Raw genomic sequence first — 23270 nt, 5'->3', positions numbered from 1 at the left:
ATTTAAGGAGAAAAAATGAAAGCGAAAATAGGCATTTTGACGCTGAGCGACCGCGCTAGCGAGGGTAAATACGACGATCTATCGGGCGCGGCGATAAAAGAGGTTTTGGATGGCTGGATAACGAGCGAGCGCGAGTATTTTTACGAGGTGATTCCCGATGAGATCGAGCTTATAAAAGAGCGCCTAAAATACATGATAGACGTGCTAGGCTGCGATTTAGTGCTAACTACGGGCGGCACGGGACCGGCTCCTCGCGACGTGACGCCTGAGGCAACCGAAGCCGTGTGCGAAAAGATGATGCCCGGCTTTGGCGAGCTAATGCGCGCAGCTAGCCTAAAATACGTCCCCACAGCGATCCTATCGCGCCAAACGGCCGGTATCAGAGGGCACGCGCTCATCGTAAATTTACCCGGCCAGCCAAAGGCGATCAGAGAGTGCCTAGAGCCCGTATTTCCTGCGATCCCGTACTGCATCGACCTGATCGGCGGCGCATTTATAGAGACGGATGAGAGCGTGATGAAGGTCTTTCGCCCGAAACAAAAGAAAATTTCATAATCCACGCGTGCTAAACTTTTTTGAAAATATAAATTTAAAGGCTACGAGGCTGCTTGAGGGCTATTATTCGCTCTTTTGCGGCCTATTTGTGCTTTGCGTCGGCATTTATGTGCTCGCACTCGTTTTTAGGGTCGAGTGGCTTTTATTTGCCTCTAGCGCTTTTGTCTACGCGTGCTTTGTCCTGCTTGCGTTTCGCTCGCTTTTTTGGTTCGTTTTGAGCCTGATTTTTTCGCCCGCTTTTGCTATAGTCGTACGCGAGCGTTACGATGAAAATTTATTTTTAGACGCGGTTTTTGCGCTTATTTGGATACTTTGCTGGTTGTTTTTATCGCTAGCCGTTAGTGAAAATATCTCAAAACTCGGCAACGAAATCGTATCTAAAATTTTACGCATCGCCGCGCTTTTTGCAGTGATCGGCGTTTATTATATCAGCATCGAAAATAGCTTAAATTTACAAGCTATTTTACAGCATACCGTTGCGCTTCGTATCGTGCTTATCGCAATAAACATCTACATGTTTCCTTCCCTTGTTGCGCTTTTAGCGCTTGATTTGCGCGGGTATTATTTGAAAAATAAAGACGCAAAAATGGCTAAATTTTCATTTTTTAATTTCACCAAAGAAGCTTTAAAAGTAATCAAATTTATTGCCTTAAGGCGTAAAATTTAAACGCATAAACTTTTTATACAGTCTCTAAAAAACGCTATTTTTTGTAAATTTGAGGGATAGAAAACCGCTCTGCTACTTTTTGATTAATAGCCGAGAAGTTAAAATTTTAGTAAAACTCTTGATGTATTTTGGCGTAGCGATGGCTTGCGATAAATCCCGCAAAGCAAAGCCAAATTTTAATTTCGGCTTTACCAGCTGGTTTACTCGGCAGTTTATTCTAGCTCTCTTGTGCCGATTTTTGATTTTTTACTTAGGCGTCTTACGTAAAAAATATAAAGCGCAGTGAGCAGGCCGACGGCGGCGAGCAGGGCGACCACGATGTGGCTAAACGCGCTCTTGTCGTAGTTTTTGCCCAGATACCAGCCCACTGCTAGCAATATGGCGACCCAGATGCCCGCACCAAGAGTCGTGTAGAGGCTAAATTTAAAAAGATTCATCTTGGCAAGGCCCGCAGGCAGGCTGATGTACTGGCGGATGCCCGGGATCAGGCGGCAGTTAAATGTCGAAATCTCGCCGTGCCTTTTGAAAAAGGCCTCAAATTTGCGCATTTTTACCTTTGTGATGCCGACGTATTTGCCGTATTTTAGCACGAGCTCGCGCCCAAAAAAGTAGCATAGATAGTAGTTAAACACTGCTCCTGCGAGGCTGCCCGCCGTACCCGCGCACCACGCTAGCACTAGGCTCATCTGTCCTTGGTGTGCGAGGTAGCCCGCGGGTATCATCGCCACTTCGCTTGGAAACGGGAAAAACGAACTTTCTAAAAACATCATCAAAAATATGCCCGCATATCCCCACTCACCGACGGTTTGGACGATAAAATTTATAAAATCGCCTAGCATTTTTCTCCTTAAATTTAAAATTATGATTTTAGCAAACTACGGTAAATTTTAGCTTTAGGCGGGCGTAATTTGGGGTTAGGGCTGTCTATGGCGATTAAATTTGACGGAATTTCGGGCGAGTTTTAAATTTGCTTGCAGGATAAATTTAGAAGATAAAGATTTGGGTTTTACCCGCTCCTTGATAAGGTTTTGTGGAGGATTGTCGAGTTAAAAAAATGAGTTGCGGTCAAATTTGAGTTCTAAATTTAACCGCGTCAGTTTGAGAGTCAAATTTGACGATAAAACCCAAATTTGACTCAAATTTTATCGACCGACTTTAAAATCGGCCAAAAAGCTTTCGGTCTGCGCTAAAACGCAAGCGGCGCGTAATCAAAACACCGGCAGGATCGCTCCGTCATATCTTTTTAGGATAAATTCCTTCGTCTCGGGGCTGGTTGCGGCTTTAACGAGGGCTTTGATTTTCGGGCTATTTTCATTGCCTGCTTTGACCGCGATGATGTTGGCGTACGGGCTTTCGGTACCTTCGATAGCTAGCGAGTCTTTTTTAGGATTCATGCCGATATCAAGGACGAAATTCGTGCTTATAGCAGCAAGATCGACTTCGTCTAGCGTACGGGGTATCTGCGCGCCCTCAAGCTCGACGAAATTTAGGCGCTTTGGATTTTTCACGATGTCTTTTGGCGTGGCTAGCTCAGCGCTTTTATCTAGCTCGATGAGGCCCGCTTTTTGCAGGATATTTAACGCTCTGTTGCCGTTAGTCGGGTCGTAGGCGATCGCGACTTTAGCGCCGTCTTTTAGCTCGCTTAGGCTCTTTATCTTTTTTGAGTAAAAGCCCAGCGGCTCAAGATGTATTGCCGCAGCGGTTATCAGGGTCGTGCCTTTTGTTTCATTGTGATTTTTTAGATACGGCCAGTGTTGAAAGAAATTCGCGTCCAAATCGCCGTCTTGCGTCGCTAAATTCGGGATCGAGTAGTCATTTATCTCTTTGATGACTAGATCGTAGCCCTCTTTTGCTAAGACGGGTTTGATAAACTCCATGATCTCTGCGTGAGGTACCGGCGAGACGGCTATTACGATAGTGTGATCTTTATCTGCTGCATAGAGGTTAAAGGCTAGCGCCAAACTTGCTAAAATTTTAAAAACTTTCATTATATTTTCCTTTTTTATTTTAAAAAACGGCGCTAAAAAGGTAAAAGCTTTTACGCCGTTTTGTTTTTGGAGATTTTTCTCGACTATTTTCGGTTTTTCGTCAAATTTGAGCCGTAAAATTTAAGCAAAAAGCGCCTATTGCGATTTTTAAAGTAATTTTTACGATGGCAAATCGGTCAAATTTGATGCGATCAGAAGCTTGGTATCACCGCGCCTTGGTAGCGCTTTACGATAAAGTCTTTAACCTCGGGAGTTAATATCGCTTTATCTAGAGCCTTGATTTTCGGGTTATTTTCGTTGCCGGCCTTGGTCGCTACGTAGTTGGTGTACGGGCTATCTTTATCCTCTAGGATTAGCGCGTCTTTGGTCGGTTTGAGGCCTACGTCTAGGGCGTAGTTTACGTTGATAAATGCTAGCGCGACGTCGTCGAGAGAGCGGGGCGTCTGCGCGGACTCCATCTCTTTAAATTTGAGATTTTTCGGATTTTCCGTGATATCTAGCGGAGATTTGTATTCGCCCTCTTTAACCTTTACTATGCCGGCTTTTTCGAGTAAATTTATCGAGCGCGTCGAGTCTGCGGCATTGTTTGAGATAGCGATGATGTCGCCGTCTTTTAGCTCGTCTAGGCTTTTTATCTTTTTAGAATACGCGCCCATAGGCTCGATGTGTACGCCCGCGGTCGGCACGATGTGAGTGCCTTTGTCCTTGTTAAACGACTTCATATACGGTAGGCCTTGGAAGTAGTTGGCGTCGAGTTCGCCGTTTTCGACGGCGAGGTTTGGGATCACGTAGTCGTTAAAGATTTTGACGTCGAGCTTGTAGCCTTCTTTTTCTAGGATCGGCTTTACGACCTCTTCTAAGATCTCTGCGTGCGGCACTGGAGATGCGCCTACGGTGATAGTTTTGTCGCTAGCATACAGGCCGGTAGCCAAAAGCGCGCCCAGAAGTATTTTTGAAAATTGCATTATTATTCCTTTTTTGATAAAAAACGGCGCTAAAAAGGTAAAAGCTTTTACGCCGTTTTATTTTAAGAGCGGTCTCTAAACTAAATTTGGATTCGTCGTTTCGCTAAATTTGCCCTGCGCCCATAAATTTGAGCGGGCGGGGCTAAATTTGATTAAAACGTCGGGATTATCGCGCCTTTATATTTTTCCTCGATAAATTTCTTTACCTCCGGGCTCGTGACGGCTTTATCCAGAGCTTTGATTTTCGGGCTGTTTTCGTTACCTACTTTGACTACGACGTAGTTGGTGTACGGGCTATCTTTGCTCTCAAGTACGAGCGCGTCTTTGGTCGGGTTTAGGTTGGCGTTTAGAGCGTAGTTCGTGTTGATAACGGCGATGGCGACGTCATCTAGCGTACGAGGAACTTGAGCGGTCTCGATCTCTTCAAATTTTAGCTTTTTCGGGTTTTCCGTGATATCAAGCGGAGTTTTTAGAGGGTTGTCGTTTAGCTTGATAAGACCTGCGCTAGCTAGCACGTCAAGCGCGCGGCTCTCGTTTGTCGGGTCGTTTGGTATAGCTACGGTGCTACCGTCTTTTAGCTCTTTGATATCTTTTATCTTTTTAGAGTAAACGCCCATAGGCTCGAGGTGAACGCCTACGGTTTTAACTAGATGAGTGCCTTTGTTTTTGTTAAATTCCTCAAGATACGGTAGGTGCTGGAAGTAGTTAGCGTCTAGATCGCCGTCCTCGGTGGCTAAATTTGGAGTAGAGTAGTCGTTGAATTCTTTGATTTCAAGAGTAAAGCCGTCTTTTGCAAGGATTGGTTTTACGACTTCTAAAATTTCAGCATGCGGAACTGGAGTAGCGCCTACGACGATTTTCTCGGCGGCGTTTGCTGCGATTGTTAGGCTTAGAGCGACTAGAGAGTATTTGAGTAAATTTTTCATTTTATATCCTTTTTAAAATTTGGCTAGCATTTAAAAAAGGATATGAGCGGAGGCTTAAATTTCTTTTTAAATGCTTAGCGAGACTAAGCGCTTAAAAAGAAATTTTGCGCTTAGCGTTAGTCTTTCGACGACTTAAGTTGAGTGAAGCGACGCATTTCGCACATATCTGATTTCATTTTCTATCCTTTCTTTGTAAAATTAATTTCGCGCATTGTAAATAAAAAAAGTTTAAAAAAAAATAAATTTTAGAAATTTATCTTAGACTTTTTATGACGCCTCTTGCATTTTCTGAGTTTTTGGCTGCTTTTTCCTCTAAAATATTTTTTAAACATTCCAAAAAATTTGGCAAACAGCAAATATCAACCGAGTAAAAAACATTAAGTCCGGACTTCTCGCTTTTTAAAATTCCCCCATTTTTTAATACCCCAAGATGCTTCGAAACCGTTGCTTGTTCTTTATTTAAAAGCTCACAAATTTCACCTACGCTCATCTTTTTATCACCTAAAATCTCAACTATCCCAATCCTAATAGGATGAGCCAAAACTCTCATAAAATCGCTTTTTAGCGCAAGAATATCAACATATTGCATTTTTATACCTTTTTTATGATTTTAACTTAAAAGAGCTAAATTTATACTTGATTATATTCCTATATTAGTATATAATCATATAAAAATTTAAAGGTAAAAAATGCTCGATCTTTTTAATCAACACAATATATTTGAGTTTATCAAATTTTTCATACTTTATTTTACAGAGATTTCACTACTATTTTTTTGTGTCTCTTTTTTGGTGTTTATCGTATCTGAAAAATTTAGTCAAAAACTCAAAAAACACCTTATAAGCACAAAAATTTCAAGCTTTATCAAGGCGTTTTTGGTTGGCGCTATTACGCCGTTTTGTTCGTGCTCTACTATACCTCTTTTAAATGGGTTTTTAAAAAGCGGCGTATCACTTGGCGTTAGTAGCGTATTTTTGTTAAGCTCTCCGCTTGTTAATCCTGTAATTTTAACGCTTCTTTTTATGAGCTTTGGGTTTAAATTTGGCATTATTTATTTTACGGTCATTTTCATCTCATCGCTTGCTTTTGGTCTTTTGTTATCAAAAGCAGATCAAAGTCTATTTTTAAAAGATGATTTTTTAAAACCAAAATTTAGCCCAAACAATCCAACTAAAAGCTTTGTTTTTACGCCCGTTAATCAGACGCAAGCTTGTTCTTGCAAGGATATAAAAAATAATAAAAATATTTACAAAATGGCGCTTTTAAACTCGGTAAAAGAGTATAAAAAGCTATTTTATTACATACTGCTTGCGATGTTTATCGGCGCCGCTATACACGGATTTGTTCCGCAAAAGCTTATCTCAAACTATCTTGGTTCTAGCGACATCGCCTCGATACTTATTTCGGCATTTTTTGGAATTTTACTCTATGTTAGAGTAGAAGCGCTAGTGCCAATATTGGCTTAGCGCTTCTTGCGTCGGGTGCTAGTGCGGCCGCATTTGGAGCGTTTGTAATAACGGCGGCAGGGGTTAGCCTGCCGGAAATCATACTTCTTAATAGGTTTTTTAGGCCAAAATTTATGGCAATTTTTATCGCTTTTATCTTATGTGTGGCATTAGCATTTGCAATGTTTTTAAAATCATTTTTTTGAAATTTTATATAAATAATTACCTAAAATTTGAAAAATTTGTACCATTATAATGAGTATCACGACGGTATAAAGCATGATATCGGGGCGAAATCTCTGATAGCCGTAGTTTATCGCCACAGACCCCAGCCCGCCGCCGCCGACCGCGCCTGCCATCGCGGAAAAGCCGATATTTACGATCAAAGTAAGCGTAAAAGCGGCGATGATACCCGGCAGCGCCTCAACAAACATAACGCGAAAGATGATCTGAAAATTTGAGCTACCAAAGCTTCTAGCAGCCTCGATGATGCCTTTATCGACCTCTTTTAGTGCGCTCTCTATGAGCCTAGCGATAAACGGCGCTGCGCCGATAGTAAGCGGAACGATAGCCGCGCTGGTACCGATACTGGTGCCTACGATCAGGCGCGTGAGCGGGAAAAGAACGATGATGAGGATGATAAACGGAAAGCTTCTTAGCGTATTTACCGTGATGTCAAGCGCGATAAATAGCGGTTTGTTCGGCTTTAGGCCATCCTGCGCCGAAAGCACGAGCAAGATAGCGGGCACTAGACCTATGAGAAACGCTAAAAGCGTAGAAACCACACTCATATAAAGCGTCTCGCCGATAGCAGGGAGCAAAATGCGCTCGAAAACGTCGGGAAATTTAGAAAAATCTATGCCAAACATCACGCCACCTCCCATAATACGCCGCTTTGCTTGATATACTCGGTCACGCGCGCTTCGTCTTTGGGATCGACGTTGATGACGAGCGAGCCAAGCACGTTTTCGTTTAGCTTTTCAAGCTTGCCCCAGACGATGTTAAAGTCGATGTTTAGCGTGCGCGCCATGTGCGTGATGACGCTGTTTTGCGCGACTTCTTTCGGGAAAAAGAGCCTGATATTTACGCCCTCGCTCGGCAAAATTTCATCCTCGCCGAGGAATTCTTTCATCTTTTCGTCGGGTTTTAAAAATAGCTCCTCGATCGTACCGCTGCCGATTATCTTGCCGCTTTCTAGCAGCACTGCGCGGCGCGCGATGCTTTTTACGACCTCCATCTCGTGCGTGACTAAAACGACGCTGATGTTTAGCGTTTGATTGATTTGTTTTAAAAGCTCGAGTATCGAATTTGTCGTATTTGGATCAAGCGCCGAGGTCGCCTCGTCGGAGAGTAAAATTTTTGGACTTAGCGCAAGGGCACGGGCGATGGCGACGCGCTGTTTTTGTCCGCCGCTTAGCTCGCCCGGGTAGCTTGTGGCTTTGTTTGCAAGGCCGACGAGATCCAACAGCTCGCTCACTCTTTTTTTGATTTCGCCGTCTGAGTAACCCCAAAATTTAAGCGGAGTCGCGACGTTTTCAAATGCCGTTTTTCTAGCCATCAGCGCAAAGTGCTGAAATATCATCCCCACGTCGCGCCTAAGCTCTCTTAGCTCTCTATCTCTTAGCGCCGAGATTTCTTTGTCAAATACCTTTAGGCTGCCGCTTTGATAGTCCTCTAGACCGTTTATGCAGCGAAGCAGGGTGGATTTACCCGCGCCGCTGTGGCCTACGATGGCGAAAATTTCGCCTTTTTCTACGTTTAGGCTGACATCATCTATGATCTGCGTCGCCCCGTAAAATTTCTTTAAATTTTCTATTTTTATCACTAATTTTCCTTGTTTTTAAAACCGCATAAATTTATAAAATTTCGCGCCTTAGCTCATCGGCGCTCTTTGGCGAAAGAAGCGCCGGAGCGATGTCAAACACGCTAAACGCGCCGCACTCGCCTCTTTTCGACAAACGATACGCCGCGCGGGCGTAGGCTACGAGCACGCTTGCGGTAAATTCCGGATTTGAGTCAAGCTTTAGCGAAAACTCGATCAAGTGTTTATTTTCTCCGCTTTCGCCCGTTGCCCCGCTTCGCAAAACGAATCCTCCGTGAGGGATGCCGCCGTGCTCTTTTTTAAGCGTCGCAATATCGATGAAATGCACGCTCGTATCGTAGTCGGCAAAGTAGTTTGGCATCGTTTTTATCTCACGCTCGATGCGCGCTTTATCGGCGCCGTCCTGCGCCACTACGTAGCACTCGCGCAGGTGTTTTTCGCGCGTTGAAAGCTTTGGATTCTCTCCTGAACGTACTCGCTCTAAAGCGCTATCTATCGGCACGGTGTATTGGCGAGCGTCCACGACGCCCTCGATCCTGCGGATGGCGTCGGAGTGGCCTTGGCTCACGCCTTTGCCCCAAAACGTATAACTACTGCCGTTTTCCAGCACGCTCTCGCCAAATAGTCTATTTAATGAAAACAGCCCCGGATCCCAGCCTACGGCGATGATGCCTACATTTCCGCCCTTTTTGGCTGCGGCGTCTACCGCGGCGAAGTGCTCAGGGATTTTTGCGTGCGTATCGAAGCTATCAACTACATTAAATTCTTTTGCAAACTCTGGCGTCTGAGTCGGTAGATCCGTCGCACTACCGCCGCAAAGCACCAAAACGTCAAATTTGCCCTTGTGCGATAAAATTTCATCCGCGCTAAATACCGGAGCGCCGCATGTTTTTACTTCGCTCGGATTTCTGCGGCTAAAAACGGCCGAAAGCTCTAAATCCTTGCTATTTCGCGCGGCAAGCTCCACGCCGCGACCTAAATTTCCATATCCCAAAACCGCTATTTTTATTTTTTCGCTCATTTTTTATCCTTGATAAATTTTAAAATTTAGCGCGTAAAACGGCGCGCCGCCGATTAAATTTTACTTCATCAGCAAATAATAAATCACGTATATCCAACTTAAAAATCCGTGGATTATCGCCCACAATATGCTTTTATTAGCTCCCCATGATAGCGCGACGGCTATGACCGTGCCCAACGTAAATCCACCTATACTGCCTTTCATTTTTTCTCCTTGATTTAAAATTTAGGCTCAAACGAGCGGACTACTCGCCAAACGCCTTTAGTTCGTCGCATACTTTGGCGAATTTTTCCTGCGCGCTTTGCAGTCCTTCGCGGTTGGCTTCGACCACGGCTTGCGGAGCGGAGGCCACGAATTTATCGTTGTTTAGCATACTTGAGAGCTTTGCTATCTCTTTTTCCAGTTTGGTTTTTTGCGACCGCAGTCGCATGATAACAGCGCTCATATCCACGCCCTCAAGCGGCACGAATGCCTCTAAATTTTCGCTCACGTCGCGCGCTGCGTTTTCTATTTTAGCGTCGCAAAACTCGATCTGCTCGCATTTAGCTAACAGTGCGATATAGTTTGTTGCCTCGGTCAAATTTTCGTTTCCGTTTAGCTTGATGAAGGCTTTTGCGATCTTTGAGTTGCCTTGCTCGATGGTCGCCTTTGCGCGGCGGATAGCTACTATGGCCTCGATCACCAGCTCAAAGGTCTTTTCTATCTGCAAATCACGCTCGTTAGCCTGCGGATACTCCTCTATCATGATCGAGCTTGCGTTTTCTAAATTTGAACTGCTAAGCTCGTGGAAAAGGTATTCGGAGATAAACGGCATAAACGGACTCAGTAGCCTCATCGCCTCTTTAAATATCGCTCCAAGCTCTTTTACGCTGCCTTTGTCGGCTTTGCTAAGCTCGATGCCCCAGTCGCAAAACTCGTCCCATAAAAATTTATAAATCGCGTTTGCCGCGTCGTTAAAGCGGTAGGCGTCTATGTTCTCTCGCACTTCGCGCACGCACTCGTTAAAGCGGCTTAGCATGTATTTGCCAAGCTTCGTTTCGATTTTTGCGTCGCTTAAATTTGCAAATTTAGACTCGTTTAGCAGCAGGTATTTGCTCGCGTTGTAAAGCTTGTTCGTAAAATTTCTCACTAGCTTCATCTTTTCGTCGCTTAGCTTTATGTCGCGTCCCTGCACGGCAAGTAGCGCAAGCGTAAAGCGCAGGATATCGGCGCTGTATTCGTCTATGCTAACGAGCGGGTCGATGACGTTGCCTAGGCTTTTACTCATCTTTCTACCTTGCTCGTCTTTAACCAAAGCGTGCAGGTAGATGTCGTCAAACGGCAGCTTGCCTAGCGCGTTTTCGCCCTGAAACATCATCCTAGCCACCCAGAAAAACAAAATATCAAAGCCGGTGATTAGCAGGTTGTTTGGGTAAAATTCGGCCAAATCGCCCTCAAACCATTTCTCGTTTTTTAGCTCCTCGCCGTTGCCCCAACCAAGCGTGCTAAACGGCCAAAGTCCCGAGCTAAACCAGGTATCAAGGACGTCCGGGTCTTGAAGGAAATTTGCGCTTTTGCATTTTGGGCACTGCGTCGGTTCGCCTTCGTCCGCCCACTCGTGTTCGCACTCATTACAGTAAAATACCGGGATCTGATGCCCCCACCATAGCTGGCGCGAGATACACCAGTCGCGAAGCTCGCGCATCCAGGCGTTAAAGCTATTTATCCAGTGTGCTGGGTAAAATTTAGCTAAGCCTTCGCCGACCTTTGCGATCGCGTCGTCTGCGATCTGTTTTTTGACGAACCACTGCTTTGAGATGTATGGCTCGACGACGTTTTTGCAGCGGTAGCAGTAGCCGACTTGATTTTCGTAGTCTTCGATCTTCTCGACGTTCCCGAGCTTTTCTAGCTCTGCGACGATGACGTCTCTGGCTTCAAGTCTTTCTAGCCCCTTAAACTGCGCGCACTGCTCGTTTAGGATGCCTTTTTCGTCAAAAACGGTGATAAACTCTAAATCATGCCTTTTGCCGACTTCGTAGTCGTTAGTATCGTGCGCCGGGGTGACTTTCACAAGACCAGTTCCAAACTCCATATCGACGTGCTCGTCGGCGATGATCTCGATCTTGCGACCGATTATCGGTAGGACGACTTTTTTGCCGATCAAATTTTTATAACGTTCGTCGTTTGGATTTACCATGACGGCAGTGTCGCCGAAATATGTTTCAGGCCTAGTGGTAGCAACTACAACATATTCGCTTGGCTTATCTGCAAAATAGTATCTCAAATGATAAAGTTTGTCTTTGTTTTCCTTATGCTCGACCTCGATGTCGCTGAGCGCGCCGTCGTGAGTACACCAGTTTATCATGTAGTTTTCGCGTACGATGAGCCCTTTTTCGTAGAGATTTACGAAGGCTTTTTTGACGGCTATCCTGAGCCCTTCATCCATCGTAAATCTCTGGCGCGACCATGCCGGAGAGATGCCTAGTTTTCGCATCTGATGCACGATCATACCGCCGCTTTTTTCTTTCCATTCCCAGACTTTTTCTACGAATTTTTCGCGTCCGAGCTCTTCTTTTTTGATGCCTTGGGCTAGGAGCTGCTTTTCAACGACGTTTTGCGTGGCGATACCTGCGTGATCAAGGCCCGGCTGCCACAGCGTTTTGTAGCCGTCCATTCTTTTGTAGCGCGTCATTATGTCTTGCAATGTAAAGGTTAGGGCGTGCCCGATGTGAAGCGAGCCAGTTACGTTTGGAGGCGGCATCATGATGCAAAATTTACGGCCGTCTTTGCGGATGTTTTTGTTCGCGTCTATCTCGAAATACCTGCGTTCTTCCCAAATTTTATAAAATTTATCTTCTACTTCTTTTGCGTCGTAAAATTCCGCCATATTTTATCCTTAATAATTGTTTAAAAAATGTCGGATTTTACTACAAATTTGCTAATAGTATGTTTAAAATAGGTTGTTTTTAAGAATAGGCAAAGAAAGCGAAGCGGCTAAAAAACCGCTTCGCAAAGGATTATTTGACGATAAATTCGTGCTGAGCTAGATCGTAGTCGCTCATGCTCTCGTCGTACATATTTTCCGTGATGACCGCAGGCAGCATGCATTTACCGCTCATGACGACGCGAAGAGGCGTGTAGAGCACGTGCGCATCCTTGCTAGCGTCCAAGCTATAAAAGCTCAAAACTCTGTCGTCCTCGATATTTTGATGCTCGAGAGTTAAAGAGTTTTTCGTAGCTTCCGTTCTTGCGTTAGGTACGATATTTTCGTTTACCACCTCAAGGCAAGGGCTAATCGTTTCGTTTATCACGCCGTTTCTGATAAACTCATTCGTTTTAAGAGAAAGCTTTGAGTAGATGACGTCGTTTACCTTAAGCGCGTTGATATCGATCTCTTTGCCGTCTTTGCCGACGAAAGTTCTGTAGATATCAAGCTCTTTTTTGTCAAATTTGTGATTTACGTCTAGCTTTTTGTAGCCTGACGCGCTAACGCCTAGATACACGGCTGCGCCGTTCTCAGGCACGATAGTAATCTCAGGCTTTTTAGGAGCGATGTTGATAGCTCCGCGGCCGTCGAAATTTAGATCGTGTCCGTCGGCAATAAGCTTAAATTTGTTCTCGCTTGAGACGTCTTTGATATAAACTCTTAGCGCTCTTAGCGTAAATGCGCGCTCCTGCGTCGAATGTAGCTTATCGACGCGAGCGATCAGGTAGTCCGCTAGCTCATCGCTAAATGCGTTTTTCTCAAAGTGATTAGCGTGTAAAAGTAGCATAAAGGCCTTGTTTCTGATCTCTGAACCGAAGTTATCTGCTAGCTCTTTTTCGCGGTTATAGGTCGATTTGTTTAGCTCTTTTAGTACTTTTTCGCTCTCTTTATTTAGTCCCTCGTTTTTGAGGATCGCAGCCATCAAGTAGCCCTCAAGCGCGCTGCCTTGGTATCTCTTTTGATCGTATAGAGCGTTTAGCTTCGATCTATCGAGTTTCTTTTGCGAGCTTAGGACGTAGGCTGCGTAAAGAGCTTGGAAGTTGTCGTTGCTACCAAACGCCTTTAACCAGTCGATCGCTTTATTTTTTACGTGGCTATCAAGCGCGAAGCCTGATTTTTCAAGGGTAAACAGCATATCGATAGAGTAGATAGAAGCAAAATTGTTCGTGTAGCCTAGCTGATTCCAGTAGCCGATGCTGCCGTCTGTTTTTTGCATATTGACGACGTCTTGTATGCCCGCTTCGACGAATCTTCTTCTATCGGCTTCTTTTGCTTTAGCTTCTTTGGAATCATCTCCGCCAAGCACTAGGAAATTTAGCTCAAAAAGCTTACTTGAGCGCTGCTCGGCGCATCCGTAAGGGTAGTTTACGAGCTTATCGCTATTTGCGCTTAATACGCCTTTTATAGAGCTTGAAGCGTCGATTCTGATGCGTTTAAATTCGCTGTCAAGCTTAAATGTTTTTTCCACTGTAGCCTGGAAATTTTTAGCGTAGGTACTAAGCGGATAGGCGTGGATGACGTCAAGTTTTTGCGAGTAGGTGTAGCCGTTTTTGCCGTCGTTTGCGGTGAAATTTATATATGATTTGCCCGTAGCGTTAGCGTCGATGACGAAATTTAATTTTGCGTTTTCGTTAGGTTTTAGCTCGATGCTATCGACTGCTAGCTGTGCGTTTAGGTTCGTATCTATGCTTAGAGCAACGGTTTTTGGCTCTTTAGTGGTGTTGATCACTCTTAGCGTGTAGTTTACCTGGTCGCCCTGGATCAAATACGCCGTTTGCGTTGGTTTTAGGATGATGTCGTCTTTTACCTTGACGGCATTTACGCTAAAGCCTAGTTTATCGCCGATGACGCTAAGTGCTGCCAAATTTATCTCGGAGTTAAAGTCGCTAGGTACTTCTACGTCAAAGCTCGCTACGCCGTCCGCGCCCGCTTTTGCGGTTTGCATTTTGATGTATGTTTTGACGTTTTTCTTATCGACGGGGCTGGCAAATTTTGCCATTCTCATCTCCATGAGAGCAGCCGCCGCGTCGCCGCCGAAGCTTAGTACTTTGCCGTCTTTTTTAAATCCGCTCAAATTTGAGTAGATATCATAATCAAGCACGCCGTCGTTTAAAATTTTGTCAAAGAAATCAAGAGGGCTTTTTAGCTTTTGATTTGTTATCTGAAGTACGCCTTCATCGACCGCAAATAGCGTAACCTCGGCATTTGGCTCGGTTTTTACGCTAGCTTTAAATTTGGAGTTTGACTTCACGACTTTAGGCGCTTCGATGCTGACGTTCGTCGCTCGGTATGATTTGTCCGCTTTTACATAAACTTTGTCGTAGGTTCTAAACGGCATAGTGTCGTTATCGGCTACGCGCATGATAGATGCCGTGACGTAAAGTCCCTCAAAATCGAAGTCAAGGTCAAATTTGGCGTTTGCGACGTTGTTTTCGATATTTACGACTTTATACTTTTTGACGTTTTCTGACTCGACCGTGATGATGCCGATACCGCTTTTTAGCACGGAGCTAACGTCTACGTTTAGCGAGTCGCCTTTTTTATAGACTTTTTGATTTAGCTTGATTTTAGCTTTAGCTAGCTCTTTTGTCGGTTGCAACGTGCCGCCGTAGTCCCAGCCGCTAACGTAGATATCTAAATTTGCCGAGTGGCCGCTTAGGATATCGGAAACCACGACTATGAAGTCGCCGCTTTGACTAAAATCATAAACGAATTCGTTGCCGCTAAGAGTATCACTAAAGACCTTTTCGTAGCGCTTGTTCCATTTTAGATAGCCTTCTTTGTCGTAGTTGTATTCCCAGATCGCTTTTTTGATCTCTACGGCTTTTTGTCTATCTTTTAGCTCCTCGTCCTTGAGCGGATCGACGCTGACGAAATTTAGCGTTAGTTTGGAGTTTGAGTCGATGTATGTGTCGTTTGCTCTGACGCCGACCATCACGTCAAAAGGATAGACGCTAAAGTCGCTGCTAGCGCTCACGTTTTTGCCGTCGTCGTTAATGGTAAATACCGCAGTGCCTTTTAAAATGCTTGCGATTTTGCCTTTGTTTTGTAGCTTAAACGCAGTCGCGCCTTTACCTTCGTTGTCTAGAGTGACTGGCTTAGTAAACTGATCTAGGCCGTTTGCAGCGTATTCGCCGTTGCTAAATTTATACTCTTTAAATTTATCGTTTTTGTAATCTTGTTGATATAAATTTAACGCCACATCGCCCTCTAGATTAGCCGCCGCTCCGCCAAAAAGGTAGTTGCTTTGTAGTTTTACGTCTATTAGATCGTCTAGAGCGTAAATTTGCTTATCTAGCTTAACTTCGTTTTTGATGCGTTGCGGAGTGAATGACTCAACTGAAAAGTCGTAGCTATCGATGATTTTATTTGCAAAGATCACTTCAAATTTAAACGTTCCCGTTAGTCCCGAGTTTACAGGCTCGTCGAAATTTATCACGCCAAGCTCGGTGGTGTTTATGCTTTTATCTAGGATTACTTTGTTTTGCGGATCTCTGATTTTTAGCTTAACGGGCATGTTTGAGAGGCTCTTAAACAGCGCGTTTTTGATGATGATCTCGCCTTTTATATTTTCCTGCGGGCGGATGATGTTACTAGCAAAATGCAAATACGCGCTATACGTTTCGCTTCTATCTTTGGCGTCTAAATTTGACTCCTCGTTTAGGCGTTTGTTTTGCGATAGCGCGATAAAGCTCTGCTCTTTACCTAGCGTTAAAACTGCGCTTGAGACGTCCTTGCCGATATCTTTTTTGTTAAATTTAAACACGCCTTCGTCGTTTGTGATACCGCTTGCGATGAGATTGTTTTTGACGGAGTAGATTTTGACGTCTGCGTTTGCGACCACTTCGTTTTTACTCAAGCGGTTGGCAAATAAAAATACCTCGTCTTTTGAAACCTTCATGCTTAGGCCGATATCGGTTAGATAGACCGGTTTTTGGACGCTTTTGTCTTTGTCGTAGTAGATCGTTACTAGATAAACTCCGTCGCCGCCCTCGGCAAAGTCAAGCTTAATCTTGCTTTTTTGCATTTCGTTTTGAGCGCCGCCGATCTCGTAGTTTTTGCTAGCGACCTCTTCGGCATAGTTATCTAAAGGAGTCTCGGTGAAATTTAAAAAGTATCTTAAATTTTGCTCTTTTAGCTTCTCGACTACGACTTTAGCAGTGTTCGTATTTACGCTTTTTACGCCGATCTCGCCTAGGCTAGACATATACGTTCCGCTATCGGTAAACTCCAAAAACGGCTTTAGATCGCCGAACGCGACGTTAAATGAGGAGTTTTCTCGAAGCATCGAATAGTCGTCGCCAAAGCCTTTGTAGAAAGTGACTTTGTATGTTGTCTGCGGTTTGAAGTCGTTGCTGGTAATGTCGATATAGTAGTAGTAATATTCGCCGTCGGCATCCTGATGGCTGGTGTACTCCATATCGCTCACTTCAAAGCTATTTACGCCCTCGACCTTGATAAATTTTTTAATATTATCGGAGTCCACCCAATCTTTAAGATAGAGTCTAGCCGCTAGTTTGCCGTTATCTAAGCTAACTCCCTCGACCTCGTTTAAAAACATAGTCTTGGCTTTTGGCTTATCGACGAAATTTTCATCCGGGCCGGCTACTTTTTGCACGACTTCAAAGTCGTCGGCTAAATTTACGCCCGAAGCGTTTTTGAGATTTTTAGAGACCGCAAATACCAAATTGTCGCCGCTTTCAAGTAGCTTTATCTGAAAGCTTTTAGGCGTTTTGGCTACGATTTTATATTTGATATTTTGCTTGGCTAAATTTTGCTTGTCGTAAATTTTAAAATTTGCGGCAAACTCATCCTCGCTAACAGTATCGTTAAATACCGCTAAAAAGGTATCTCCGGAGTACTCTATCATGTTTGATAGCACGAAGTCCCCGCCGTAAAATTTGGCCTTGCTCTCGCCTTTTTTGCACGAGTAGCTTACGCCTTTTGCCAGAGGCTTTTTAGGGTAAAATAAAATCTGGTTTGAGCCGTACTCAAAGGCTCCCGTTATCTCGGGCGCGCACTCGATTATCTTTTTGTGCGTGACTTTGCCGATGAGCAACTGTTCGTTTTGAGCGTATTTGACGCCAAGACTCACCGAGCCGTCGTCTAATGCCCTGCTTGAACCGTCAAGCGTAAAGGCGCTTAAATTTGCCGCCAAAATGCAGCTCAGGCTTAAGCCGACTAACTTGAAACGCATTAAAACCTCCTTATTTCGATATTGATTTCGCTTAAATTCGAATTTTCGTCCAGACACCCGAGCTTATGTTTGCCTTGCGTTAAATTTAATGTATTTTCGCTCGCGTTGTTTACTTTTTCCCATTCGTTTTCGTCGATCTTGAGATATATCTCATCGCCGATATATGCGTAACATTTTAGCATAACTTTAGTTAAATTCTCATCGCTTAGCAGAATTTGATTATTTGACGGCGTTGCAACGAGAGGTTTATAGCTTTTAAACTTATAGTAACAAGGGCTATCTTTGATATCTTCTTGTGTGATCGCGCCGTTTTTGAGCAAAAAACCTACTTCATCGCCCCTGATGCTCTCGCAGATATCCTTTAGCTCTACTCCCTCTATCCGCCAGTCGTCTTCCTTGTCTCTGCACTCTTTAAATTTAAATGCGTCAAGGCAGGTTTTTTTGCTCTCTATGCCGCTTGGAGCGCTCATGAAAGATAATTTTTGCTTTTGGGCAAGCAGCTTAAAGACGTCAAAAACCGTGCGCGAGGCGTCGCTAAATCCGCTTAAATTTTGCGTTTTTTTGCCGTTAAAGTTACCAAACCACACCGCGACCGTGTAGTCGTTATTTACGCCGATCGTGTAGATATCGCGCGAGCCGTAGCTGGTGCCGGTTTTAAAGGCGATTTGAGGCGTGTCTTTTGCGTATTGCCACGCGACGCCTAGATAGCTTCGAGAGGCTGAGGAGAGCATTTTTGAGGTTAGATACGCGCTTTGCGGGCTGATTAGCCGTCCGTAGCCTAGTAGCGTCTTGCCTGCGACTTCAAGCGGTTTTAGCTCGCCGCCGTTTGCGTAGATCGTGTAGAGGTGGGCTAAATTTAGCAAACTCATCTCTGCGCTTCCAAGCGCGATACTGTCTGCGTAAAATTCCTTTGAATAACTCACCAAATGCACGCGAGAAAGCAGCTCGTAAAGAGAGTTTTCGCCAAGCTTGTTGTTTAGGCTAACGGCCGGGATATTTAGGCTAAGCGCTAGCGCCTCGGTCGCCGAGATGATGCCGAAAAACCTGCTGTCGTAGTTTTTAGGCGCGTACTCTCCGAGGAAAATTTCTGTATCTATCATCTGGCTTTTTGGCGTGATGAACCCATCGTCGAGTCCTAGCGAAAATATAAACGGCTTTAGCGTGGAGCCCACGTTTCTACTCATCGTCACGCCGTCGTTTTGCCCCTGCGGAGCGTGCCAGTCGTGCGAGCCTACGTATGCCGCTACGCTCATATTTTTGTTGTCGATGATTATCCCCGCGGCGTTGTAGGCGTCTTTTGATTTTAGCGAGGTTGCCGTATTTTTTAGCGCGTTTTCGAGTAAAATTTGCAAATTTAGATCTAAATTTGAGTTCGTAACGCCGTTTTTTAGAGCTTGCGCGGCGTAGTGCCTGGCCTTATAAACGGCATCGTAGCGTTTGTTTTTAAAGGGCTCTCTTTGCGCTCTTTGGAATGCGCTTTGATCTATCACGCCGGCTTTATAAAGCAACTTTGCGACGCGGTTTTTTAGCGCGTTGATGTTTGATTTTTTATCTAAGCGGTTGGCGTTTGGATTTTTTGGGATCGTGCTTAAAAGCGCGCACTCGGCGATACTAAGTTCGCTTAAATCTTTACCGAAATAAAACCTCGCCGCAGCCGCCGCCCCCTCGATATTTCCGCCGTATGGGGCGAGGTTAAAGTAAAAATTTAAAATTTCGTCCTTGCTGTAATGCCACTCAAGCTGAAGCGCGGTAAAGATTTCTTTAAATTTATTTGCATAGGTGCGCTCCTCTCGCTTCATCATGCGCGCGACTTGCATCGTGATCGTGGAGGCACCGATGCGGTTTTTATGCGTGAGATTGTGCGCGGCCGCGCGTATCATAGCAAATGGATTTACGCCGATGTGGTAGTAGAAAAATTTATCCTCAAACAAAAGAACGCTATCTTTTAGCGTTTGCGGGATGTTTTTGGCTTCAAATCTCCAAATTTCATCGCTACTAGGCCGAAGGGCGACGATCCGACCGTCTTTATCAAAAAGTATGAGCGAATTTTCCCGCTTTAGCGCTTTGACGTCGAGCGGATAAGCAAAGTCAAGCGCCAAAAAAGCTACGAAGCAAAGCAGGGCAAAGGCGAGAAAAAATTTGATAAATTTAGCTAAAACTCTTTTCATTTCGCGATTATATCGAATTTGCGCGTAAAATCTCGAAAGATTAAATTTATGATAATTGATATATAATTTCAAATATTAATTTAAGCAAAGGAGAAAAACCGTGGAATATAGAATAGAAAAAGACACGATGGGCGAGGTAAAGGTTCCAAACGACAAATATTGGGGTGCGCAGACGCAGCGCAGCCATGAAAATTTCGAGATCGGAGTAGGGCTGGAGACGATGCCTAAAGAGGTCATAGAGGGCTTTGCCTATCTAAAAAAGGCGTGCGCGCTGGTTAATCGCAAGCTAGGCCGTCTAGACGAACCTCGCACCGAGGCGATCGCGCAGGCGTGCGATGAAATTTTAAACGGCAAACTGGACGGAAATTTCCCTCTAGTCGTGTGGCAGACGGGTTCGGGCACGCAGTCAAATATGAATTTAAACGAGGTCGTTTCAAACCGCGCGATGGAGATTTTGGGGCTAAATTTTCGCGATAAGGCGGCACTGGACGCCAAAGACGCAAAATTCGTACACCCAAACGATCACGTAAATAAAGGCCAGAGCTCAAACGACACCTATCCTACGGCGATGCGAATAGCTTTTGTGCTAGAGCTTCAAAAAAAGCTACTGCCCGCGATCGAAAAATTAGAAGCGACGCTGGATAAAAAGACCGCCGAGTTTGCGGGGATCGTAAAGATCGGCCGCACTCACCTGCAAGACGCCACGCCGCTCACGCTCGGGCAGGAATTTAGCGGCTACGCGCATATGCTAAAGGCGAGCAAGGCGCAGATCCTCGCTACTATGCCGTTTTTGCAGGAGCTCGCTATCGGCGGCACCGCGGTAGGCACGGGGCTAAACTCGCACCCGAAATTTAGCGAGATGGTAAGCGACGAGCTAAATGCGCTAACGGGCACGGCGTTTAAATTTAAATCCCATCCGAATAAATTTCACGGCCTAACCAGCCACGACGCCGAGGTGTTTTTAAGCGGCGCGCTAAACGGCCTGGCGGCAAATTTGATGAAGATCGCAAACGACGTGCGCTGGCTAGCAAGCGGGCCAAGATGCGGCATCGGCGAGATAAACATCCCCGAAAATGAGCCGGGAAGCTCGATAATGCCGGGCAAGGTAAATCCGACGCAGTGCGAAGCCGTCACGATGGTAGCGGCGCAAGTAATGGGCAACCACGTCTCGATTTCCGTCGCTGCAAGCCAAGGCAACTTCGAGCTAAACGTCTTTAAGCCGGTGCTTACCTACAACCTCATCCAAAGCATCCGCTTGCTAAGCGACGCGATGAACAGCTTTGAGAAACATTGCGCTTGCGGTATCACGGCAAACGCCGCGAAAATCGACAAACTGCTGCACGAGAGCCTAATGCTCGTAACCGCGCTAAATCCGCACATCGGCTACGCAAACGCCGCTAAGATCGCCAAAACCGTGCACCATAACGGCACTACGCTGCGCGAGGAGGCGATAAAATCGGGCATACTAACCGCCGAGGAATTTGACGCGTGGGTGGTGCCCGAGGATATGATCGCGCCGAAGGAATAAATTTTAGTTATTTGACTTTTTGGGCTCGGCAGGATTTGGGCGATTTTGCCGAGCCTTCTTTAAAATCCATAAATTTGAGAGCGAAATTTACGTTTGCGCCTTAAATTTTACTCAAATTTGCCGATGTACTTTTAAATTTAAAGGCACGGCGATGGATGTAAAACTAAACATAAATTTAAACTCAAATTTGATGAGCGTCGGCAAAAGCTCAGCGGCGGCTAGCGCGGCAAATTTAAACGCGGGCGCGCTAAATTTAAAAAGCGGCGATAGAGGCGATATCTTGCGCGGCGCATCAGATTTTTTTGATAGCGCAAACGAGGCCGAAAGCAGCGCCGATCTCCTAAAAAAGCAGCTGGAAAAACTGCAAAAGCGGCTAAAAGAGCTTGAGGTGGCGATAAAGCGTGCAAGTGCCAGCAAAAATCCATACGCAAAAGATATGGCGGCCTCGCTTGAAACGCAAAAGGGAGCGGTGTTTGCGCAGATAATGCAAATAAGCGCGCGAATTTTAGAAATGCAAGGCGGCCAGGGTAAAATTTGACGCCGTAAATTTGCATTTCAAATTTTAAAGCCTTTAAACTAAATTCGTAAATTTAAGAAATAGGGCGATTTTGATTTTAAAATATCAAAATGTAAAAATAATTTGTCAAATCTATCTTTTTATACTTTAATTATTTTTTAGGACTTTTCTCGCAAAAATAACACTAAAATAACAATATACTTAATCATAGAAACTAATATTTTTGCTAAATATAAAATTTTAATTTTTAGTTGTAATATTTCAATTTCTGAAATTATTTGATAACGACTTAAAGATAAATTTACTCCGTTATCAAATATGCAAAAAATGCATATTTTACCCCAAAGGAGAGAGCATGAGAGATGACGTCCTAGTTAGGATAAACGAACGACTTAACGTGCTTGCCGCGCTTCCGACTCTAAAAAACGGATCGATCGGCGAAGCTTTAAAGAAAAGCGGATTTAGTAGGCGCGATTTTATGAAATGGGCGGGCGCGATGACGGCGTTTATGGCGCTACCTGCGTCGATGGCGCCTACAGTGGCTAGAGCCGCCGAGCTTAGCGATAGATTGCCCGTGATATGGCTACACATGGCCGAGTGCACGGGATGTAGCGAGAGCCTGCTTCGCACCGATGCGCCGAGTATAGATAGCTTGATTTTTGACTACATTAGCCTCGAGTATCACGAAACCGTGATGGCGGCGGCAGGATGGCAGGCTGAAGAAAACCTAGAAAGCGCGATCGAAAAATACAAAGGCAGATACATCCTGCTAGTCGAGGGCGGCATACCTACGGGCGATACGGAGAACTATCTAACTGTCGGTCCTTTGGGGCTTAGCGGCCTACATCACGCAAAGCACGCGAGCGAGAATGCCGCGGCGATATTTGCTATCGGCACCTGTTCGAGCTTCGGCGGAGTGCAGGCCGCAAAGCCTAATCCGTCAAATTCCGTCGGCCTATCAAAAGTAACCTCAAAACCTGTTATAAACGTCCCCGGCTGTCCTCCGAGCGAGAAAAATATCGTGGGCAACGTCCTTCACTACATACTTTTTGGCACCTTACCGGCGCTTGACGTATTTAACCGTCCAAAGTGGGCTTACGGGCTTAGGATCCACGATCTGTGCGAAAGACGCGGTAGGTTTGACGCGGGCGAGTTCGTGCAGACCTTTGGCGACGAGGGCGCGAAAAACGGCTACTGCCTCTATAAAGTCGGCTGCAAAGGCCCATATACGTTTAACAACTGCTCTCGCGAGAGGTTTAATCAGCACACTAGTTGGCCGGTGCAAGCAGGCCACGGCTGTATAGGCTGCTCGGAGCCTGATTTTTGGGATACGATGGGGCCTTTTGAGGAGCCGATGGCAGATAGGCTGTTTAACACCGTTTTAGGCCTAGGCGCCGATAACGTCAGCGATAAAATCGGCATCGGAGTGCTGGCGCTCGCAGGCATCGGTATAGCAGCGCACGCCGCGGTAAGCATTTTTGCTAAAGACAAAGAGGAGGCGTAAAA

At 45.1% G+C, this 23270-nt stretch carries 18 protein-coding genes; 6 read left to right on the top strand and 12 right to left on the bottom strand.

All coding sequences use genetic code 11. The annotated features are described in order from the left end of the window. Nucleotides 1–15: 15 nt before the first annotated feature. Entirely contained in the window at nucleotides 16–555 is a 540-nt protein-coding gene (gene mog, locus H7R39_RS08960) for a molybdopterin adenylyltransferase (RefSeq protein WP_185898907.1), read from the top strand. 7 nt (nucleotides 556–562) lie between these two features. Beyond that, nucleotides 563–1222 (top strand): nitrogen fixation protein NifR, encoded by a 660-nt coding sequence (locus tag H7R39_RS08955; RefSeq protein WP_185898906.1) that lies wholly within the window; start codon nucleotides 563–565, stop codon nucleotides 1220–1222. 212 nt (nucleotides 1223–1434) lie between these two features. Here H7R39_RS08955 and H7R39_RS08950 read toward each other — a convergent pair whose 3' ends face one another. The 5 genes from H7R39_RS08950 to H7R39_RS08930 form a co-directional block, all read right to left on the bottom strand. Then, a complete protein-coding gene (locus H7R39_RS08950) occupies nucleotides 1435–2061 on the bottom strand; it encodes a DedA family protein (protein WP_185898905.1) in 627 nt (208 codons plus the stop codon). Nucleotides 2062–2430: 369 nt separating this feature from the next. Continuing rightward, a complete protein-coding gene (locus H7R39_RS08945; protein ID WP_185898904.1) occupies nucleotides 2431–3210 on the bottom strand; it encodes a MetQ/NlpA family ABC transporter substrate-binding protein in 780 nt (259 codons plus the stop codon). Between the two features lie 191 nt (nucleotides 3211–3401). Further along, nucleotides 3402–4175 carry a MetQ/NlpA family ABC transporter substrate-binding protein gene (locus H7R39_RS08940; protein ID WP_185898903.1) on the bottom strand — a complete coding sequence of 258 codons (774 nt, stop codon included), beginning with the start codon at nucleotides 4173–4175 and terminating at the stop codon, nucleotides 3402–3404. 152 nt (nucleotides 4176–4327) lie between these two features. Then, the gene (locus tag H7R39_RS08935; RefSeq protein WP_185898902.1) at nucleotides 4328–5101 is read right to left on the bottom strand and encodes a MetQ/NlpA family ABC transporter substrate-binding protein; all 774 of its coding nucleotides are present in this window, start codon (nucleotides 5099–5101) and stop codon (nucleotides 4328–4330) included. Between the two features lie 253 nt (nucleotides 5102–5354). Further along, on the bottom strand, nucleotides 5355–5690 hold the full coding sequence (locus H7R39_RS08930; protein WP_221892114.1) for an ArsR/SmtB family transcription factor: 336 nt from the start codon (nucleotides 5688–5690) through the stop codon (nucleotides 5355–5357). A gap of 100 nt (nucleotides 5691–5790) precedes the next feature. Between H7R39_RS08930 and H7R39_RS08925 the strand changes: the two genes are divergently transcribed. Then, nucleotides 5791–6567 (top strand): permease, encoded by a 777-nt coding sequence (locus tag H7R39_RS08925; RefSeq protein WP_185898901.1) that lies wholly within the window; start codon nucleotides 5791–5793, stop codon nucleotides 6565–6567. 173 nt (nucleotides 6568–6740) lie between these two features. On the opposite strand, the gene H7R39_RS08920 is transcribed toward H7R39_RS08925, so the two are convergent. The 7 genes from H7R39_RS08920 to pbpC all read right to left on the bottom strand — a co-directional run bounded on the left by H7R39_RS08920 (nucleotide 6741) and on the right by pbpC (nucleotide 19719). Then, nucleotides 6741–7415, bottom strand: coding sequence for a methionine ABC transporter permease (locus H7R39_RS08920; RefSeq protein ID WP_185898900.1), 675 nt, complete (start codon nucleotides 7413–7415; stop codon nucleotides 6741–6743). Continuing rightward, on the bottom strand, nucleotides 7415–8371 hold the full coding sequence (locus H7R39_RS08915) for a methionine ABC transporter ATP-binding protein (RefSeq protein WP_185898899.1): 957 nt from the start codon (nucleotides 8369–8371) through the stop codon (nucleotides 7415–7417). The genes H7R39_RS08920 and H7R39_RS08915 overlap by 1 nt, the downstream gene beginning before the upstream one ends. A gap of 31 nt (nucleotides 8372–8402) precedes the next feature. Next, a complete protein-coding gene (locus H7R39_RS08910; protein WP_185898898.1) occupies nucleotides 8403–9389 on the bottom strand; it encodes a diaminopimelate dehydrogenase in 987 nt (328 codons plus the stop codon). A 60-nt stretch (nucleotides 9390–9449) separates the two neighbouring features. Continuing rightward, nucleotides 9450–9593 carry a hypothetical protein gene (locus tag H7R39_RS08905; RefSeq protein WP_002952601.1) on the bottom strand — a complete coding sequence of 48 codons (144 nt, stop codon included), beginning with the start codon at nucleotides 9591–9593 and terminating at the stop codon, nucleotides 9450–9452. Nucleotides 9594–9633: 40 nt separating this feature from the next. Beyond that, nucleotides 9634–12255 carry a valine--tRNA ligase gene (locus tag H7R39_RS08900; protein ID WP_185898897.1) on the bottom strand — a complete coding sequence of 874 codons (2622 nt, stop codon included), beginning with the start codon at nucleotides 12253–12255 and terminating at the stop codon, nucleotides 9634–9636. 130 nt (nucleotides 12256–12385) lie between these two features. Continuing rightward, a complete protein-coding gene (locus H7R39_RS08895; RefSeq protein ID WP_185898896.1) occupies nucleotides 12386–17551 on the bottom strand; it encodes an alpha-2-macroglobulin family protein in 5166 nt (1721 codons plus the stop codon). Then, nucleotides 17551–19719, bottom strand: a complete 2169-nt coding sequence (gene pbpC / locus H7R39_RS08890; RefSeq protein ID WP_185898895.1) for a penicillin-binding protein 1C — start codon at nucleotides 19717–19719, stop codon at nucleotides 17551–17553. Before pbpC ends, H7R39_RS08895 begins: the two co-directional genes overlap by 1 nt. Nucleotides 19720–19819: 100 nt before the next feature. Between pbpC and fumC the strand changes: the two genes are divergently transcribed. From fumC to H7R39_RS08875, 3 genes are all read left to right on the top strand, one after another. Further along, on the top strand, nucleotides 19820–21247 hold the full coding sequence (gene fumC / locus H7R39_RS08885) for a class II fumarate hydratase (protein WP_185898894.1): 1428 nt from the start codon (nucleotides 19820–19822) through the stop codon (nucleotides 21245–21247). A 151-nt stretch (nucleotides 21248–21398) separates the two neighbouring features. Next, entirely contained in the window at nucleotides 21399–21785 is a 387-nt protein-coding gene (locus tag H7R39_RS08880; RefSeq protein WP_185898893.1) for a hypothetical protein, read from the top strand. 334 nt (nucleotides 21786–22119) lie between these two features. Next, nucleotides 22120–23268 carry a hydrogenase small subunit gene (locus tag H7R39_RS08875; protein ID WP_185898892.1) on the top strand — a complete coding sequence of 383 codons (1149 nt, stop codon included), beginning with the start codon at nucleotides 22120–22122 and terminating at the stop codon, nucleotides 23266–23268. Nucleotides 23269–23270 lie beyond the last annotated feature (2 nt).

Origin of the sequence: Campylobacter massiliensis (genome assembly GCF_014253065.1) — a bacterium.
Lineage (GTDB): Bacteria > Campylobacterota > Campylobacteria > Campylobacterales > Campylobacteraceae > Campylobacter_A > Campylobacter_A massiliensis.
Note: the sequence above shows the minus strand (reverse complement) of the source record. Positions and strands in the feature narration are given on the sequence as shown.

Excerpts from the sequence above, each read along its gene's own strand:
- mog (WP_185898907.1), top strand. The coding sequence starts at position 16 with ATGAAAGCGAAAATAGGCATTTTGACGCTGAGCGACCGCGCTAGCGAG.
- H7R39_RS08950 (WP_185898905.1), bottom strand. The coding sequence starts at position 2,061 with ATGCTAGGCGATTTTATAAATTTTATCGTCCAAACCGTCGGTGAGTGG.
- H7R39_RS08945 (WP_185898904.1), bottom strand. The coding sequence starts at position 3,210 with ATGAAAGTTTTTAAAATTTTAGCAAGTTTGGCGCTAGCCTTTAACCTC.
- H7R39_RS08940 (WP_185898903.1), bottom strand. The coding sequence starts at position 4,175 with ATGCAATTTTCAAAAATACTTCTGGGCGCGCTTTTGGCTACCGGCCTG.
- H7R39_RS08935 (WP_185898902.1), bottom strand. The coding sequence starts at position 5,101 with ATGAAAAATTTACTCAAATACTCTCTAGTCGCTCTAAGCCTAACAATC.
- H7R39_RS08930 (WP_221892114.1), bottom strand. The coding sequence starts at position 5,690 with ATGCAATATGTTGATATTCTTGCGCTAAAAAGCGATTTTATGAGAGTT.
- H7R39_RS08925 (WP_185898901.1), top strand. The coding sequence starts at position 5,791 with ATGCTCGATCTTTTTAATCAACACAATATATTTGAGTTTATCAAATTT.
- H7R39_RS08920 (WP_185898900.1), bottom strand. The coding sequence starts at position 7,415 with ATGTTTGGCATAGATTTTTCTAAATTTCCCGACGTTTTCGAGCGCATT.
- H7R39_RS08910 (WP_185898898.1), bottom strand. The coding sequence starts at position 9,389 with ATGAGCGAAAAAATAAAAATAGCGGTTTTGGGATATGGAAATTTAGGT.
- H7R39_RS08905 (WP_002952601.1), bottom strand. The coding sequence starts at position 9,593 with ATGAAAGGCAGTATAGGTGGATTTACGTTGGGCACGGTCATAGCCGTC.
- H7R39_RS08900 (WP_185898897.1), bottom strand. The coding sequence starts at position 12,255 with ATGGCGGAATTTTACGACGCAAAAGAAGTAGAAGATAAATTTTATAAA.
- H7R39_RS08895 (WP_185898896.1), bottom strand. The coding sequence starts at position 17,551 with ATGCGTTTCAAGTTAGTCGGCTTAAGCCTGAGCTGCATTTTGGCGGCA.
- pbpC (WP_185898895.1), bottom strand. The coding sequence starts at position 19,719 with ATGAAAAGAGTTTTAGCTAAATTTATCAAATTTTTTCTCGCCTTTGCC.
- H7R39_RS08880 (WP_185898893.1), top strand. The coding sequence starts at position 21,399 with ATGGATGTAAAACTAAACATAAATTTAAACTCAAATTTGATGAGCGTC.
- H7R39_RS08875 (WP_185898892.1), top strand. The coding sequence starts at position 22,120 with ATGAGAGATGACGTCCTAGTTAGGATAAACGAACGACTTAACGTGCTT.